The 16410-nt window shown below is 65.8% G+C and carries 18 protein-coding genes and 1 pseudogene; 5 read left to right on the top strand and 14 right to left on the bottom strand.

Going from position 1 to position 16410, the window contains the following annotated elements:
* From KY496_RS05645 to KY496_RS05685, 9 genes and pseudogenes are all read right to left on the bottom strand, one after another.
* Positions 1-609 carry a DedA family protein gene (locus KY496_RS05645; protein ID WP_005670687.1) on the bottom strand — a complete coding sequence of 203 codons (609 nt, stop codon included), beginning with the start codon at positions 607-609 and terminating at the stop codon, positions 1-3.
* 16 nt (positions 610-625) lie between these two features.
* Complete coding sequence (locus tag KY496_RS05650) at positions 626-1105, bottom strand: AraC family transcriptional regulator (protein ID WP_005670685.1); 480 nt, start codon at positions 1103-1105, stop codon at positions 626-628.
* Positions 1106-1224: 119 nt separating this feature from the next.
* Positions 1225-1689, bottom strand: coding sequence for a RidA family protein (locus KY496_RS05655; RefSeq protein ID WP_219864171.1), 465 nt, complete (start codon positions 1687-1689; stop codon positions 1225-1227).
* A gap of 130 nt (positions 1690-1819) precedes the next feature.
* Positions 1820-2452, bottom strand: a complete 633-nt coding sequence (locus tag KY496_RS05660; RefSeq protein WP_005670682.1) for a response regulator transcription factor — start codon at positions 2450-2452, stop codon at positions 1820-1822.
* A 64-nt stretch (positions 2453-2516) separates the two neighbouring features.
* A complete protein-coding gene (locus KY496_RS05665) occupies positions 2517-3077 on the bottom strand; it encodes a TMEM175 family protein (RefSeq protein ID WP_184236057.1) in 561 nt (186 codons plus the stop codon).
* Entirely contained in the window at positions 3074-3769 is a 696-nt protein-coding gene (locus tag KY496_RS05670; protein ID WP_370662500.1) for a YoaK family protein, read from the bottom strand. The genes KY496_RS05665 and KY496_RS05670 overlap by 4 nt, the downstream gene beginning before the upstream one ends.
* 2 nt (positions 3770-3771) lie before the next feature.
* Positions 3772-5658 (bottom strand): amidohydrolase, encoded by a 1887-nt coding sequence (locus KY496_RS05675; protein WP_219864172.1) that lies wholly within the window; start codon positions 5656-5658, stop codon positions 3772-3774.
* A gap of 108 nt (positions 5659-5766) precedes the next feature.
* Positions 5767-6453 (bottom strand): annotated as a pseudogene (locus tag KY496_RS05680) (hydrolase).
* 34 nt (positions 6454-6487) lie between these two features.
* A complete protein-coding gene (locus tag KY496_RS05685; protein WP_184236043.1) occupies positions 6488-6754 on the bottom strand; it encodes a XapX domain-containing protein in 267 nt (88 codons plus the stop codon).
* A 168-nt stretch (positions 6755-6922) separates the two neighbouring features.
* Between KY496_RS05685 and KY496_RS05690 the strand changes: the two genes are divergently transcribed.
* On the top strand, positions 6923-7855 hold the full coding sequence (locus KY496_RS05690; protein ID WP_219864173.1) for a LysR substrate-binding domain-containing protein: 933 nt from the start codon (positions 6923-6925) through the stop codon (positions 7853-7855).
* Here KY496_RS05690 and KY496_RS05695 read toward each other — a convergent pair.
* Positions 7852-8247, bottom strand: coding sequence for an OsmC family protein (locus KY496_RS05695; protein ID WP_219864174.1), 396 nt, complete (start codon positions 8245-8247; stop codon positions 7852-7854). The genes KY496_RS05690 and KY496_RS05695 overlap by 4 nt on opposite strands.
* A 68-nt stretch (positions 8248-8315) precedes the next feature.
* The gene (locus tag KY496_RS05700) at positions 8316-9017 is read right to left on the bottom strand and encodes a pirin family protein (RefSeq protein WP_219864175.1); all 702 of its coding nucleotides are present in this window, start codon (positions 9015-9017) and stop codon (positions 8316-8318) included.
* A gap of 313 nt (positions 9018-9330) precedes the next feature.
* Here KY496_RS05700 and KY496_RS05705 point away from each other — a divergent pair, with 313 nt between their 5' ends.
* Together KY496_RS05705 and KY496_RS05710 are read left to right on the top strand one after the other, a co-directional pair.
* The gene (locus KY496_RS05705; RefSeq protein ID WP_229520436.1) at positions 9331-9819 is read left to right on the top strand and encodes an IS607 family transposase; all 489 of its coding nucleotides are present in this window, start codon (positions 9331-9333) and stop codon (positions 9817-9819) included.
* A gap of 135 nt (positions 9820-9954) precedes the next feature.
* Positions 9955-11304: an RNA-guided endonuclease TnpB family protein gene (locus tag KY496_RS05710; protein ID WP_219864176.1), complete on the top strand. Its 1350-nt coding sequence runs from the start codon at positions 9955-9957 to the stop codon at positions 11302-11304.
* On the opposite strand, the gene KY496_RS05715 is transcribed toward KY496_RS05710, so the two are convergent.
* Positions 11228-12007, bottom strand: coding sequence for a TonB-dependent receptor (locus tag KY496_RS05715; protein ID WP_229520437.1), 780 nt, complete (start codon positions 12005-12007; stop codon positions 11228-11230). The two genes, KY496_RS05710 and KY496_RS05715, sit on opposite strands and share 77 nt — an antisense overlap.
* 278 nt (positions 12008-12285) lie before the next feature.
* Between KY496_RS05715 and KY496_RS05720 the strand changes: the two genes are divergently transcribed.
* On the top strand, positions 12286-13251 hold the full coding sequence (locus KY496_RS05720) for an IS1595 family transposase (protein ID WP_219864178.1): 966 nt from the start codon (positions 12286-12288) through the stop codon (positions 13249-13251).
* A gap of 36 nt (positions 13252-13287) precedes the next feature.
* On the opposite strand, the gene KY496_RS05725 is transcribed toward KY496_RS05720, so the two are convergent.
* A complete protein-coding gene (locus KY496_RS05725) occupies positions 13288-13599 on the bottom strand; it encodes a c-type cytochrome (RefSeq protein WP_184236037.1) in 312 nt (103 codons plus the stop codon).
* Between the two features lie 270 nt (positions 13600-13869).
* Between KY496_RS05725 and KY496_RS05730 the strand changes: the two genes are divergently transcribed.
* Positions 13870-16014 (top strand): TonB-dependent receptor domain-containing protein, encoded by a 2145-nt coding sequence (locus KY496_RS05730; RefSeq protein ID WP_219864179.1) that lies wholly within the window; start codon positions 13870-13872, stop codon positions 16012-16014.
* A 10-nt stretch (positions 16015-16024) separates the two neighbouring features.
* On the opposite strand, the gene KY496_RS05735 is transcribed toward KY496_RS05730, so the two are convergent.
* Positions 16025-16402 carry a Rap1a/Tai family immunity protein gene (locus KY496_RS05735; RefSeq protein WP_071362693.1) on the bottom strand — a complete coding sequence of 126 codons (378 nt, stop codon included), beginning with the start codon at positions 16400-16402 and terminating at the stop codon, positions 16025-16027.
* Positions 16403-16410 lie beyond the last annotated feature (8 nt).

Here is a 16410-nt window from a genome sequence, read left to right on the forward strand (position 1 = left end):
TTACTGGGCCTTCGCCCGCTTCTTGAAGGTCGCGACCCGGTACAGGTACCAGCCGAGCAGGCCGATCAGGATCGCCTTCGACACTGGATCGACATACTGCGCCACCCGTTCGTACTGGCTTTCGAGCATATAGCCGGCGCCGGTCAGGATGCCGGTCCAGACCAGCGAGCCGACGGTCGAATACAGCAGGAACTGCCCCATCGGCATGCCGGCAAGGCCGGCCGGGACCGAGATCAGGGTGCGGATGGCCGGGATCAGGCGTCCGAACAGCACGACCTTGCGCCCATGTTTCTCGAATGAATCCATCGCATGCTCGATGTCGCCGTGGGTGACGGTCATCCAGCGCGCATGCTTGTCGGCGAATTTTTCCAGTCGCTCCTTGCCGTAGACCTTGCCGGCGTAATACCAGGGCAAGGCCCCGGCCACCGAGCCGGCGGTGCCGGCGATCAGCACGCCGATCACGTTCAGGTCGCCGCGCGCCGCCACGAAGCCGGCGAACGGCATGATCAGCTCGGACGGGATTGGCGGGAAGATATTTTCCAGCGCCATCAAGGCGAACACGGCCAGATAGCCGCCGCTCTGCATGAATTCGGTGATGAAATCGAACACGGGGCACTCCCACTGGTTAGGCAGTCTCCACCATATCCGCTTCGATCGTGCGCTTCTGTTCGCTTTCGTACGGATCGACGCCGACGCCCGGCCGGTGCAGGCAGCGCCAGACGTGGGGCGACAGGCCGATCACCTCGTGGAAAGTGCGGGTGAAATGCGACTGGTCGCAGAAACCATGGGCGTGGGCGATGGTCGTGAGCGGCGTGTCCGAGCTGACCATCGCCTCGCAGGCCGCCGCCAGCCGGCGCCGGATCACGTACATGCGCGGCGGCACGCCGACGCTGTGCTTGAAGGCGCGCGTGAAATGGCTGACGCTCAGGCCCAGTGTCGCCGCCAGGCTGGCCGTGCGCAGGGTGGCGCCCAGGTTGGCGTCGATGTAGTCGGTGATCCGCCTGACCTGCCAGCGCGGCAGGCCGCCGTGGCAGGGTTTGGCGGCTTGGCCCCCGGCGGCGGGCTGGAAAGAAAGGGCGACGGGGATCGATAGCGCGGTCTGCATGGTGCTCTCCATGGTGGTCGTGTTCGAGACGATCTGGGCAGAATGTTGCCGCCCGCTGGAGATGTTGCACAGACAAGATAGGGCCCCCGCCTACCCCCACTAAAGTGGGGGGGGCGGGTTCAGGCCGCGCCGGCGTCCGGGAGTACCGCTCGGAAGGTTACCTCGATCAGTTGTGGCGGCAATGCAAGGCGCGTGACGCCGATGAGGTTGCTCGCGCATTGTGGTTGGTCCATGCCGTAGAATTCTTTCCTGACCTTGCCTGCCACGGCAAAGGCAGCGGCGACGTCCAGCACGTACAGCGTTTCCTCGACGACGTCGTCGAGGGTCGCGCCAAATCGGGCCAGCAGGTCGACCGCATTGCGGTAGGTCTGGCGCATCTGTTCTTCCATGCCGCCAAAATCAGTTGGCCGGCCAAGGGCGTCGAGCGGCGCAGGCGCGACCAGCTGGCCGCCCTTGTCGTGCCCCAGCTGGCCGGACAGGTAGACCACGTCCTTGACCTGCACCGCCTGGCTGTAGCCGTAGATGGATTCCCATGGGACGCCATGATTGGCGGTTTTCTTGCTAAGCGTAGGGTTCTTGCTCATTCTGCGTGCTCCAGGTTCGTTATCGAAGTCGGTGTGCACACCGGGCAGTCCGGCGCCGCAACCGTCATCGATTCTGGCAAACGCAGTGCCCGGCCGTATTGCAGAAATCTGCTGTCGCGGTCAGTCCCGGTCAGATTTCGAGGAACCCGCGCTCGATGCCGATGGTCACCGCATGGGTGCGATTATTGGCGCCCAGCTTGTCCATGATGCTGCGCAGGTGGCCCTTGACCGTGTCTTCGGACAGGTTCAGGGCGGCCCCGATCTGCTTGTTGCCGTTGCCGCGGGCGATCAGCTCCAGCACCTGCAGCTCGCGCACCGTCAGGCTTTCCTGGCCCAGGTGGCGCGCCAGCTCGCCGGCGATCTCGGAGGGGATGTAACGGTGGCCGGCGGCCAGCATGCGGATCGCGTCGGTCAGTTCCTTGCGCAGGGAGCTCTTGAGCAGGTAGCCCTGGGCGCCGCTCTTGATCGCCTGCATGGCGCGGGCGTCGCCGCGGAAGGTGGTCAGGATGGCCAGGCAGGCCTGGGGGAATTCGGCGCGGATCGCGGCAATCGCATCCATGCCGTTCAGGTGCGGCATCTGCAGGTCGATCAGGGTGACGTCGGGCCGCAGCTTGCGGTAAAGCGCGACGGCCTCCAGGCCGTCGGCCGCCTCGCCCGCCACCCGCATGTCGGGCTGGCTGGAGATCACCGCCGCGATCCCCTCACGCATCAGGGGATGGTCGTCGGCGATCAGGACATCGATGGTGCGCTGTTGACTGTTCACGGTGCTCCTCTTCTTGTTCTTGGCTGGCGACGGCATCATGCCAGCGCCGCCACGCGGCGTCCAGTCAGGACTGCCCGCGTTCGATCCGGTTCGGCACCAGCCACAGCGCCGCCAGCAGCACGTGGATCACCGCCGCCAGCGGCGGGTGCCACAGCGCCACCACCACCGCCAGCGCGTACATGGCCAGCGACAGCCGGTTCTTGGCGTTCTGCCAGGTGTGGGCGTGATCCAGGCCGGCCAGCGTCCCCAGGCGCCACGACAGCAGCATGAAGGACACCGAGCACAGGAACAGCACCACGCCGTACAGGGCCACCGGCGCCGGGGCCGTCGGGTGTTCGGCCACCCAGGCGGTCACGAACGGGATCAGCGACATCCAGAACAGCAGGTGCAGGTTGGCCCACAGCGTCGCCCAGTCGACCCGTTCCACGCGCTCGAACAGCGCATGGTGGTTGACCCAGTAGATGCCGACGTAGACGAAACTCAGGGCATAGCGCAACCAGCCCGGCACGACCGCCAGCATGTCGCCGACGGCCGTGCCGTGCGGGGGCGTCAGCTCCAGCACCATGATGGTGAGGATGACGGCGATCACGCCGTCGCTGAACGCCTCCAGGCGGGTCTTGGTCATGCCGTTGCCCGAGCGCCGTCCAGGCCGGGCCGCAGCAGGTGCAGGCACAGGATCGCCACCGGCACGGTCAAGGCCACGAAGCCGGCCGCCAGGAACAGGAAGGCGCCCGCCGCGCAGCCGATCGCGAAGCCGAACAGCGGCCAGAAGAACTTGCTGCAGCGGGCCGTGGTGGCGGCATCGCCGGCGCCGCGCAGCTGGTCGACGGTATCGATCACCAGCTGGGTCACGTTCCCGGTCATCATCGAGGTCGGCGCCAGGTGGGCCAGCAGCAGCTTGCTGGCCGCGCTGTGGGCGCCCATCGCCGCGGTGCCGAGCAGGCCGGCCGCCATGGCCAGCGCCGACATGTCGCGCGCCACCGGCTCGGACAGCATGCCGCAGGCCATGAAGCCGATCAGCAAGACCAGCTGCAGCAGGTACGAGGGCCGGTGCGCATCGACGCCACGCCGCTCGCACGACGCCACCAGCAGGCGCGCCGCGGCGATGCCGAGGATGAAGGCCGGGAAGGCCAGGATCTTCAGCAGCGACGGAATGTTCGCCGGATCGGCCAGCGAAGCGCCGAGCAGCACGAAGTTGCCGGTGACGTGGGCCGTGAACAGGCCGAACAGGCCGATGAAGCCCAGGGTGTCGACATAGCCGCCGAGGAAGCCCATATTGAAACCCTGCAGGCGCGATGGAACTGGAGTAGCGGCCATCATCAGAACGCGAAGCAGCTGCAACCCAGCGCGCCCCAGAAGCCGCTGAAATCGGATACCGGCATGTTCGAACGCCGCGCCGTGTCATGACTGTGGGCATGCACGCCGCATGGACCGCTGCACTGGTGCGGCAGCGCCTTCTGCTGCGCCTGCGGCTCGACCTTCCTCCAATGGCCCGGCACCTTGCTCACCGGCGACCACTCGGGCAACACCGGAATCGGCGGCGGTCCGAGGCTGGTGAATTCGGCGGCGCCGTACACGATACGGCCGCCGACCACGGTCAGCACCGATTCGATCGCCTTGATCTCTTCGGCGTCGATGCTGAAGAAGTCCCGCGACAGCACGGCCAGGTCGGCCAGCATGCCTTCGCGGATGCGCCCCTTGCGCTCCTGCTCGCTGGAGAACCAGGCGCTGCCCGCGGTCCACAGTTCCAGCGCGACCTGGCGCGGCAGGTGGCCGGCGCTGCCGTACAGCGGCAGGCCGCCGACGGTGCGTCCGGTCACCAGCCAGTACAGCGAGGTCCACGGGTTGTAGCTGGCCACGCGGGTGGCGTCGGTGCCGGCGCCGACCGGCACGCCGGTTTCCAGCATCTTCTTCACCGGCGGCGTCGCCCTGGCGGCGTCGGCGCCGTAACGGTCGACGAAATACTCGCCCTGGAACGCCATGCGGTGCTGGATCGCGATGCCGCCGCCGAGCGCGGCGACGCGGTCGATATTGCGCTGGGTGATGGTCTCGCAGTGGTCGAACATCCAGTGCAGGCCGTCGAACGGGATGTCGCGGTTGACCTTCTCGAACACGTCGAGCATGCGCGAGATCGATTCGTCATAGGTGGCATGCAGGCGGAACGGCCAGCGCTGGGCCACCAGGTGGCGCACCACGCGTTCCAGCTCGTCTTCCATGCCGGGATCGAGGTCGGGCCGCGGCTCCAGGAAATCCTCGAAGTCGGCCGCCGAGAACACCAGCATCTCGCCGGCGCCGTTGTGGCGGTAGTAGTCGCTGCCCTGCCCCGGCGTCACCATGCCGGTCCAGCGCTGGAAGTCTTCCAGTTCCTGGCCCTTGTTCTGGGTGAACAGGTTGTAGGCGATGCGGATGGTGAGCTGGCCGGCCTTGTCGAGTTCCTCGATGACGGCGTAGTCTTCGGGGTAGTTCTGGAAGCCGCCGCCGGCGTCGATCGCGCTGGTCAGGCCCAGGCGGTTCAGTTCGCGCATGAACTGACGGGTCGAGTTCAGCTGCAGGTCATAGGGCAGCTTGGGGCCCTTGGCCAGGGTGGCGTACAGGATCATCGCATTCGGACGCGCGATCAACATGCCGGTCGGGTTGCCGGCGCCATCGCGCACGATTTCGCCGCCCGGGGGATTCGGCGTGTCTTTCGTATAGCCGACCGCGCGCAGGGCCGCGCGATTGAGCAAGGCGCGATCGTACAGGTGCAGGATGAACACCGGCGTATCCGGCGCGGCGGCGTTGATTTCGTCGAGGGTCGGCATGCGGCGCTCGGCGAACTGGAATTCGTTCCAGCCGCCCACCACCCTTACCCATTGCGGATGCGGCGTGCGGTCGGCCTGTTCCTTCAGCATGCGCAGGGCGTCAGCCAGCGACGGCACGCCTTCCCAGCGCAGTTCGAGGTTGTAGTTGAGCCCCCCGCGGATCAGGTGCAGGTGCGAGTCGTTCAGGCCGGGCACCACGGTGCGGCCATTGAGGTCGATCACCTGGCTGCCGTCGCGGCGGTGGCGCATCACGTAGTCGGTGTCGCCCACGGCCAGGAAGCGGCCGTCCTGGATGGCGACCGCGCTGGCCTGGGGCTGTTCGCGGTCGATCGTGTTGAAGCAACCGTTGATCAGGATGAGCGGCGGGGTCGATTGCGCGCCCGCGCTGGACTGTGCTTGGTTCATGCGTGTACTCCAAATGTCGCCGGGCGCGACGCGTCCGGCGGGTTTGCGGCAACCGCCGCGCGCTTTGGAGGGCGTGCGGCGGCGAGAACTTCTATGCTTGCGGGCCGATCAACGGGCCGGGACGGGCGCCAGCACCTCGTGCGTGCCCTGGGCGCGCGCCGGCGCCTTGTGCACCATGGTGTAGGCGTAGTCGACGCCCATGCCGTAGGCGCCGGAGTGCTCGGTGACGATCTTCATCACCGCGTTGTAGGTGTCGCGGTGGGCCCAGTCGCGCTGCCACTCGAGCAGCACCTGCTGCCAGGTCACCGGCACCACGCCGGCCTGCACCATGCGCAGCATGGCCATGTCGTGGGCTTCCTTGCTGGTGCCGCCCTAGGCGTCCGACACCATGTAGATCTCGTACTCGCCTTCGAGCATCGCGCACAGGGCGAAGGTGGTGTTGCACACTTCGGTCCACAGGCCGGCCACGATGACCTTCTTGCGGCCGCTGGCATCGAGCGCGTCGCGCACCTTCTGGTCGTCCCAGGAATTCATCGAGGTGCGCTCCAGGATCTGGTGGCCCGGGAACACGTCCAGCAGCTCGGGATAGGTGTTGCCGGAGAACGATTCGGTTTCGACCGTGGTGATCGTGGTCGGGATGCCGAACACCTTGGCCGCCTTGGCCAGGCCGACGACGTTGTTCTTCAGGGTCTGGCGGTCGATCGACTGCACGCCGAACGCCATCTGCGGCTGATGGTCGATGATGATCAGCTGCGAATTCTGTGGGGTCAGGACTTCGAGTTTTGGACTGCTCATGATGTTCTCCTTGTTGGTGATGAAACTTGACGGATCAGCCCTGGCGCCGGCCGTCATCGACGCCAGGCTCCGGCGCCTTGGCGGCGACGCCGGTGATCTTGGGCTTGCATTCGCTGGCGAACCAGCTCGCGGTGACCGGCGCGCCGTCCATCAGGCGCTTGGCCACCGGGACGATCTGTTCGCCGATCAGCATGCCCAGCAGGCCGATCAGCGCGATGGCGGGCGGCGCCGGCGAGCGTACGTTGATCAGGCCGTACAACAGGCCGGCCAGGATGCCGGCGCCCAGTGAAATCAGATACATGTTCAGCTCCTAGTCGCGGGTGACGCCGCACCGGCGCCCATTCATTCCAGTATCGTTAGACCATCGCCGCGGCGATAGAATCAGATTGCTATTTTCAGCAGCCGGGGGCTTGGTGCGGAGCGGGCCTTGGCGCTACCATGGCGCCATCACGCACCATGGGACAGACAATTGCTCAAGCTCAGCCTCGACGCCCTCCAGATCATCGAAACCATCGCCCGCCGCGGTTCCTTCGCCGGGGCCGCGAAAGAACTGTTTCGCGTGCCATCGACCATCTCCTACACCGTTTCCAAGCTCGAGGACGACCTGGGCGTGCGCCTGTTCGACCGCTTCGGCCCCAAGGTGACGCTCACCCCCGCCGGCCAGGAACTGCTCAAGGAGGGCCGCTACCTGCTGCGCGCCGCCGGCGACCTCGAATCGCGGGTGCGGCGCGTGGCCTCGGGCTGGGAGACCGAGATCGCCCTGGGCATGGATTCGGTGTTATCGAGCGGCGCCCTGCAGCCGGACATCGAAGCCTTCTATGGCGTGGCCGACCAGACCCGGCTGCGCATCGTGCGCGAGTCGCTGTCGGGCACCTGGGACGCCCTGCTCGACCGCCGCGTCGACCTGCTGGTGGGCGCCGCCGGCGAGGGCCCGTCGGGCGGCGGCTATACCGCCGAACCGCTCGGCACCAGCGCCTTCGTGTTCACCGTCGCCCCGCACCATCCGCTGGCGCGGCTCGCGCATCCGCTCGACAAGACCGACCTGCTGCCCTACCGGGCGATCTCGGTCTCGGACTCGGCGCGCCTGCTCGGCGCGCGCACCGTCGGCCTGCTGTTCGGGCAGGAGACGCTGGCGGTGCCCGATATGCGCACCAAGTACGAGTTCCAGGTCCAGGGCCTCGGCTTCGGCTTCCTGCCCGAGGCATGGGCGCGACCGGCCATCGACCAGGGATTGCTGGTCGAAAAACAGGTGGTGGAACCGAAGGCGGACGAGACCTTCTATCTCGCCTGGCGCAGCGGCGAGGATGGCGCCGCGCTCAAGTGGTGGATCGAGCGCATGCGGACCGGCGCTGCGTTCGCCCGCATGCTGCCCGATCCCTGCGCGGGGCCCGCAGGGGCTTAGTTTGCCGCTTGAACGGCGTCGGTGTGGATGTGGATCGTGCCGGACAGGGTCTTGTGGACCGGGCACTTGTTGGCGATGTCGAGCAGGCGCGCGCGTTCGTCCGCGCTCAGCTGGCCGACGAATTCGATGTGGCGGCGCAGCTCGTAGGCGCCGTCCTGCTGGCCATGGTCGATGGCGACCCGCACGTCGTCGAGTTGCATGCCCTTGCGTTTGGCATACATCGTCACGGTCAGCGCGGTGCAGGCGGCCAGGGAGGCGGCCAGGAGATCGTGCGGCTCGGGACCGCTGGCGTCGCCGCCGAAGGCTTCGGGAGCGTCGGCGATTAGCTCGTGCTTGCCGATCCGGATCTTGTATTGAAGCTTGTCGTTGCCGCGGGTGGTCGTCACTTGCATGGTTATCTCCTGTTATCGTGGTGTTCCCGGCGCCGCCCCGCTGGCGGGGCGGCGTATGACGCGGCTGCTTATTGCGGCAGGTCGAACAATAATACTTCGGCGCCGGCGGCCTGGGCCAGGGTCACGGCCTCTTCACCGGTCACCTTCAGCGCGTCGCCGCCTTCCAGGGCGATGCCATTGACCGTCACCTGGCCGCGCACCACGTGGACATAGGCCTGGCGGCCGGCGCCCAGGGCATGCTCGACCTTGTCGTCGCCATCGAGGATGGTCGCATACAGGGCGGCATCCTGGCGGATCGAGACCGAGCCGTCGCGGCCGTCGGGCGATCCGATCAGGCGCAGCTTGCCGGTCTTGTCGGCGGTGTCGAAGTGCTTCTCTTCGTAGCGCGGCTCGGCGCCGCCCACGTTCGGCATGATCCAGATCTGCAGGAAGTGCACGCCCTCGGTCCTGGAGTGGTTGTACTCGCTGTGCACCACGCCCGAGCCCGCGCTCATGATCTGCACGTCGCCGTAGCGCAGCACCGAGCCGTTGCCCATGCTGTCCTTGTGTTCCAGCGCGCCGTCGAGCACATAGGAGATGATCTCCATGTCGCGGTGGCCGTGCGAATCGAAACCGCGGCCGGGCTGCACCTTGTCCTCGTTGATGACGCGCAGCGGACCGAAGCCCATGTGCTTGGGATCGTGGTAGTGGCCGAAGGAGAAGGTGTGCTTCGAGTCCAGCCAGCCAAAGCTTGCGCCGCCGCGTTCATTGCTTTTACGTACGTTCAACATGGTGTCATCCTTTCGTGGTGGTGATGATCGATCCACTCGATCGCCAGGGCGGGGAATCCGCCGGCCGATCCGTCTTGTGTTCGATGCGATGGAGTCATTATGCTCGCGCCACGAGGACTTGAAAAACGGATAATTTCACAGCCTTTCATCGAAATTTTCGAACATGGGTTTGGAGCCAGCGGATGGTGCCATCCGCTGGGCTACATCTCTATCAGAACTTCAGGCTGGCGCGCGCATGGTAATAGCCGCCGTTGATGCCGAAGGGAGCGGAACTCTAGTAACAATGATGGTGTCTGAATCTACGTAAGCGTACATGCGAGAACACCATGGAAATGATGCTGAGACCGGAGCGGCAGCGCGCCGGCTTGGCGTGACATCCAAGACGTTGCAGCGCTGGGATCGCTGCGGCACGTTCTCTCCATTGGCGCGTAGCCCAACTGGCCTGCGCCTCTATAGTGAAACGCAGATTGCTGAGCGGATCGGCTTGCAGTCACGCCCGGCTCGATACCGGATCATCGCTTACTGTAGGGTGTCTAGCGCTGCGCAAAAGCCTGACTTACGCAATCAGCGCCGGGTTCTGGAAGAGTTTTGCACAGCCCGTAGACTGGCAAATGTCGAGTTCATCGAAGAGATCGGCGGCGGGCTCAATTTCAAGCGTCCGCGCTTGCTGGAGCTGACCGACGCGATCGGGCGAGGCGAGGTCCGCACCCTGGTGCTGGCGCACCGGGATCGCCTGACGCGCATCGGGTACGAATGGTTCGAACACATAGCGCACGAGCATGGCTGTGAGCTTCCGTACTGAATCAGGAGCGCCTGTCCCCTGAGCAGGAAATGGTGCAAGAGACTATGACCATCGTACATTGCTTCTCAAGTCGTTTAGATGGGCTGCGCAACTTTCGCCGCCAGTTGGATGTTGCATTGAAAAAGGATGTGCGCAATGTTGCTGTCACATCGCATCCGGCTTGAAGCCACATCCGAGCAGCGCGACTATTTCGTACGTGCGGCAGGGACGGCGCGCAAGGTCTGGAACTGGGCGCTGGCCGAGTGGCAGCGGCAAACCGCGCTGGGCCAGCGGCCGGATGCCATGAAACTGAAAAAGCAGTTCAATGGGATCAAGTATGCCCACCCGGACTGGCTCGATGCCGAAAGCAAACCGTGGTTGCGAACAATCCACCGCGATGCGCATGCACAGCCTTTCGCGCATCTTCAGCGAGCTTGGCGTCGCTACGTCGAGCAACGGCAAGCCGGCAAGAAAGCCTATCCACCGACGTTTAAACGGAAAGGTCGCTGCCGGGACGCGTTTTATATTGCCAACGACAAGATTCGTTTTGAGGGCAAGTGCGCCGTGCTGCCAAAGATCGGCGAGGTTTTGCTGACCGAGGTTCTACGGCTCCCCGGCAAGATCATGGGCGCCTGCGTGTCGCGCGAAGCCGACCACTGGTATCTGGCCGTGCAGGTCAAGCTACCGGAGCAACTGGCCCGCCTGCAGCGCCAGGGCGATGGCGTGGTCGGGGTCGATCTTGGCGTGAGCGCCGCGGCCGTTCTGTCCAGCGGCGAGAAGATCGCGGCCCCACGGCCGCTACGTGCAAGCCAGCGGCGCCTGCGCATCCGCTCGCGGCGCCATGCACGCAAGCTGAAAGCAGCGAAGGCCGGTGCCGGGATCACGGGCGCGATCCCGAAAGGGGTACGTTTGCCGGTGTCGCGCAACCGACAAAAGGATGCGCATGCGCTGGCGCGCCTGCATGCGCACATCACCCACGTACGCACCGACTTCATCCATAAGCTCACGACTCGACTGTGCCGCGAAAACCAAGCCATAGCGATCGAGGACCTGAACGTGAGCGGCATGCTGGCCAACCATCGGCTGGCGCGGGCGATCGCCGACGTTGGATTTTACGAGATCCGGCGTCAGCTCCAGTACAAGGCGCAACGCTACAACACGTTATTGGTGCTGGCGGAACGCTGGTATCCGTCCAGCAAATTGTGCTCGATATGCGGCGCGCACTACACCGGGTTGAAACTCGGTGAGCGTCACTGGACTTGCATCTGCGGCGCCCGTCACGACCGTGACGTGAACGCCGCAATCAATCTGCAACGGCTCGCCACCGGCGCCCTTGTGGCGAGAACGGCGCTACCCGAGGCGAGTCATGCGGCAACGTATGGCACTGCCGCTGGAGTGGTTCCAGCGGCAGGCGGGAAAGTCACGCCTGTCAGGTACGAGCACGGTCAACAGGACGGCTCGGGGCAGGAAGAGAACGGTGCGTACCTGTGTGCACCTTTTCGATAGCAGAGAACGCCGGGTAGATCGTCACCGCGCCGTTGTCCAGGTTGGCGCGCTGCTCGGCCAGCACCAGCGGATTGACCATGTCCGGGTACTCGTTGAACAGGTTGTTGGCGCCCAGCGACAGGGTCCACGCCTTGCTGAACTGGTAGCTCACCTCGAGGTCGGTCAGCAGCTTGGGCTTGATCCTGTTTTCATAGTAGACCGAGCCGTCAGACGAGAACTGTTCCGACGATTTGCCGAAGTACTTCTCGCGCAGGTTGACGGTCCAGGCGCCCACCTTCCACCGCGCGCCCAGGTTCACCCGCATGCGGGGCGAGGCCGTCTCCAGGTGCGAGATCGCGGTTTCGTCGAGCAGGGTCTGCGGCTGCAGCTGCGGCGGCGCCTGGTTGATCTTGATGACCTCCCAGTAGCGGCGCAGGTAGCGCATGATGCTGGCGGGGGCGACGCCGTGCTGGATGCCGCATGCCGCCAGCATGGCGGCGCGCTCGCGCGGCAGGTACAGCGCCGGGAGGTCGAGGTGCAGCGCGCGCACCACGTCCCAGGCCTTCAGCTGCCGGCGCCGCTGGCTGTCGGACGGCGCCGCCGGCGGGCTGGCGGCGCGCCAGGGATCGGGCAGCAGCAGGCGCGCGCGCCGCCCGCGCACCGCTGCGTACAGGACGCGCAGGGACACCGGCCCGGGGCACGGCCCCCGGACTGCCCAGCGCATAGGTATAGGCCAGGATGCCGGCCGGGTCGATCCACAGGATACGGAGCGGCGGGCCGGGAGCGTCCAGGTACTCGATGACGTCGTTGGGGAGGAACATGGGCGGGTCCCGTCGTTCAGGTGCCTCGCCCGTATGCAAGGACCGCGCCAGTGGCGCGGTCGCGGTGGCGGCGCCGGACGGCGCCCCCGGTCGGTCATTTCGGCGCTGTTCGCGTTATTTCAGCGAACCTTCCTGGCCCAGCCCGGTCTCAGCACTGTCGAGTCATCCCGAAGAGGCGGCTATGGACAGTCTGGATTTCGATACCTTGTTTGCCGCCTTGCGCGGCGTCTCGCTGGACCTTCAAGAACGCTCACGATTACGTGCCTGGCTGGCTACGGTCGACGACGCAGCAGACGCCGTGGCTGACTGCATCGCGCTCATCGAACAGGCGGCCATCGGAAAATGCTGTCCTCGCTGTGGCGGCGCACGTTCCCACCGCTGTGGGCAAGCCAGTGGCCTGCAGCGCTGGCGCTGCCTGGCTTGCGGGCGCAGCTACAACGCCCTGAGCGGGACCCCGCTCGCACACCTGCGCAAGAAAGAACATTGGCTCGATTACCTGCAGTGCCTGCTCGATTCACGCACCGTGCGCGCCAGCGCCGATGCCGTCCAGGTGCACCGTACCACCAGTTTTCGCTGGCGTCACCGGATGGTGGCCGGGTTCATCCATGAGCGCGCGGCGCGCCTGGGTGGCGTGGTTGAAGCGGACGAGACCTATCTATTGGAGTCGCAAAAAGGGTCGCGCAAGCTGACCAGGCCGCCACGGCAGAGGGGTGGCGTGGCTCGCCACCGCGGCGTCGGCCGCGACCATGACTGCCAGCTGGTCGCTTGCGAGCGCGACGGCCCGACGCTGGATTTCCATTGCGGGCGCGGGCCGGTCTCGCTCGCCGAACTCGACCAGTGCCTGGGGCCGGTGCTGGCGCCGGACGCCTGGCTGATCAGCGACGGCGCCGCCGCTTATCGTGCATTTGCCAAGCATCATGGCATCCGCCACGAAGCCATCAACCTGCGCGCTGGCGAACGGGCGCGCGGTGCGGTCCACCTGAACCATGTGAATGGCTGGCATAGCCGCTTCAAGCGCTGGCTAGCGCGTTTCAACGGCGTCGCCAGCCGGTATCTGGCCCACTACTCGGGCTGGCGGCGAGTGCTCGACGTGGGCAGCCCGGCCACGCCGCATCAATTACTGAAGGCCGCTGTCAAGGCGGACTGATCCGCGCCGCATGCCGAAATAACGCGAACAGCGCCGTCATTTCTGCGCCAGGATCCACTTGGCCAGCTTCTTTGCCTCGGCATCGCTGACCTGCGGGTTGGCCGGCATCGGAATCGGGCCCCAGGTGCCGCTGCTGCCTTTCTGGATCTTCAGCGCCAGGCGCGCTTCGGCGCCGGCATCCTTCGCGTACTTGGCGGCGACGTCCTTGTACGAAGGGCCGACGAGCTTGCTTGCAACGGTGTGGCAGGCCATGCAGGCCTTGGCCTTGGCCAGGTCGGCGCTGGCATGGGCCGAAGGGATGGCGGCAGCGGCGGCAAGGCTCGCGGCCAGGATCATGGTCTTCTTCATGTGTACTCCTCGATGGGCTGTAATGACAATGGGGCGCTGTGGCCGGGACCGACAGCCTCGTCCCTGGCGCACCCGGCATGATAGCCGACAACAGGTCTTCATTGCGACCACCGGCAGAGATAGCCGTACCTGATTCCACCATCCATCCGGCATGATTACAAATAAGAATAGGAATGATTCGTATTTGTGTTTAGAATCTTGCCGTTCTGACCTCTTTACATATCTTTACACGTGTAAATACGAAATCTCAACCACAACTACGGATAACCGATGCCTACCCCAACCCTCCACGCCCCGCTGCTGCAACGTTCGCTCCTGAGCCTCGCCATCGGCGCCCTGCCCTTCGCCGCGCATGCCAATGCGGTCCCGGCCGACATGGCGACCGTCGTCGTCTCGGCCTCGGGCTTCGAGCAGACCATCCGCGAAGCGCCGGCCTCGATCACCGTGCTGACCCGCGAACAGCTCGAGCAGGAACGCTTCGGCAACCTGGCCCAGGCCCTGGAGAGCGTGGAAGGCATCGACGTCGCCGCCGCCGGCGACAAGACCGGCGGCTTGAACATCAGCGTGCGCGGCATGCCGAGCGACTACACCCTGATCCTGATCGACGGCCGGCGCCAGAACGCGGCCGGCAACGTGACCCCGAACGGTTTCGGCGGCACCTCGACCAGCTTCATGCCGCCGGTCAGCGCGATCGAACGCATCGAGATCATCCGCGGTCCGATGTCGACCCTGTACGGCTCGGATGCGATGGGCGGCGTCATCAATATCATCACGCGCAAGGTCGGCAAGCAGTGGGGCGGCACGGTGTCGGCCGACTACACCCTGCAGGAGGAATCCAGGTTCGGCGACGTCAAGGGCGCCAGGTTCTACCTCAACGGTCCGATCGCCAGCGACGTGCTGGGCCTGGCGCTGCGCGGCAGCGTTCTACGCCGCGACGAAGCGACGCTCAGCTACGACAACCAGAACGGCGAAGTGAACCTGAACATGGGTTCCAACCCGGTCAAGGCCGAGGTCGACAACGTCGGCGCGCGGCTGGCGTTCACGCCCAACCGTTACCACGAATTCACCCTGGACGCCGACCGCACCCGCCAGACCTACGACAATTCGCGCGGCCAGGTCGGCACCCAGAGCGTGCAAGGCGGCTACGGCCCCGAACAGAAGTACAACCGCGACCAGGCGACCCTGGCCTACAAGGCGCGCCTGCCGTTCGGCACCTGGGACAGCAGCTATATGGTCAACCAGACCGAAACCATCGGCCGCACCATCCCGCCCGGCACCCCGGGCATGGTGGCGGGCAGCGCGCGCACGCTGGAAGTCGAAAGCAAGGTGTTCGACACCAAGCTGATGGTCCCATGGGGAAATCACCTGACCACCATCGGCGCCCAGCACTGGGATGCCGAGATGATCGACGGCGTCGCGCCCGAAGCATTCGCTTTCACCCAAAAAGCGCTGTTCGTGGAAGACGAATGGCGCTTCCACGAGCGCCTGGCCCTGACCCTTGGCGCGCGCTACGACGACCACAGCATCTTCGGCGGCCAGACCAGCCCGCGCGCCTACCTGGTGTGGACGACGTCGCCGCGCTGGACCTTCAAGGGCGGCATCAGCAAGGGCTACAAGACGCCGCGCGTCGAACAGCTCTCGCCCGGCATCAACGGCTTCGGCGGCCAGGGCACGATTCCGCTGGTCGGCAGCCCGAACCTGAAACCCGAGACCAGCGTGACCACCGAACTGGGCGCCTACTTCGACAACGGCGCCGGCTGGACCGCCAACGCGACCGTGTTCAACAACGAGTTCGAGGACAAGATCACCAGCGGCACCGGCCTGCTGAACTGCTCCTACCGCCTGGCGCCCAACCGCCCGGGTTGCGTCAGCTTCGGCAACTGGCCGAACGTCGACGCCTTCGGCCAGTCGATCAACGTCGACGAGGCGGTGACCCGCGGCGTTGAGCTGGCCACCCGCTTCCCCATCGCCGCCGGCTGGGCCGCGAGCGCGAACTATACCTATACCGAAAGCGAGCAGAAAAGCGGCGCCAGCGCCGGCAAGCCGCTGTCCGACACGCCCGAGCACGCGTTCAATGCGCGCCTGACCTGGGACATCACGCAGCAATGGAACACGTGGCTGCGCGCCGAGTACCGCAGCGAGCGCTATCGCGACCCGGGCACCTCGGCCGCCACCCGCGCTGCCAAGGCGACGCTGGGCGACTACAAGGCCTACGGCATGCTGCACCTGGGCACCGCCTACCAGCTCAGCCCGACCATCTCGATCAATGCCGCGATCTACAACCTGCTCAACAAGGACTTCGTCGACTACCGCCCTTACCAGTCGTCGCCGACCGCGGCGCCGACCTACAGCAGCGTGTACGTCAACAATATGGATGGCCGGCGCCTGTGGGTGTCGATGAACGTCGACTTCTGACGCACACCGGTCAGCGCTTCTTCTTGCCCGGCTTCGGGCAGGGGAAGCGCCGGCGCAGCTCGGCCAGCACCAGCGGCGCCGCGTTCTCTTTCAGTTCGGCCGGTTTGCGCGTCGCCTTCAGGCGGCGCACCACGGCCAGGTTCAGTTCATCGGGCAGCACGGGCCGCGCCAGGCACCACTCGCGGCCGTGGGCGCCGTCCTTGATGCCATTGAGGTAGGCTTCGACCTTCTCGCGGTTGATGTAGTCGAGCTGGCTCTTCGGTTCCTTGAGCCGGTGCTCGATCACTTCCTGGCCGCTCATCGCATTGAATGGGTAAACGTAGGGAATCGATGCCTGCGCCCACAAGGGAAGGCAGGCCGCGATCGCGATCCAGGCGCACGCTGTCATTGCCGCTC

Origin of the sequence: Massilia sp. NP310, assembly GCF_019443485.1 — a bacterium.
GTDB lineage: Bacteria > Pseudomonadota > Gammaproteobacteria > Burkholderiales > Burkholderiaceae_D > Telluria > Telluria timonae.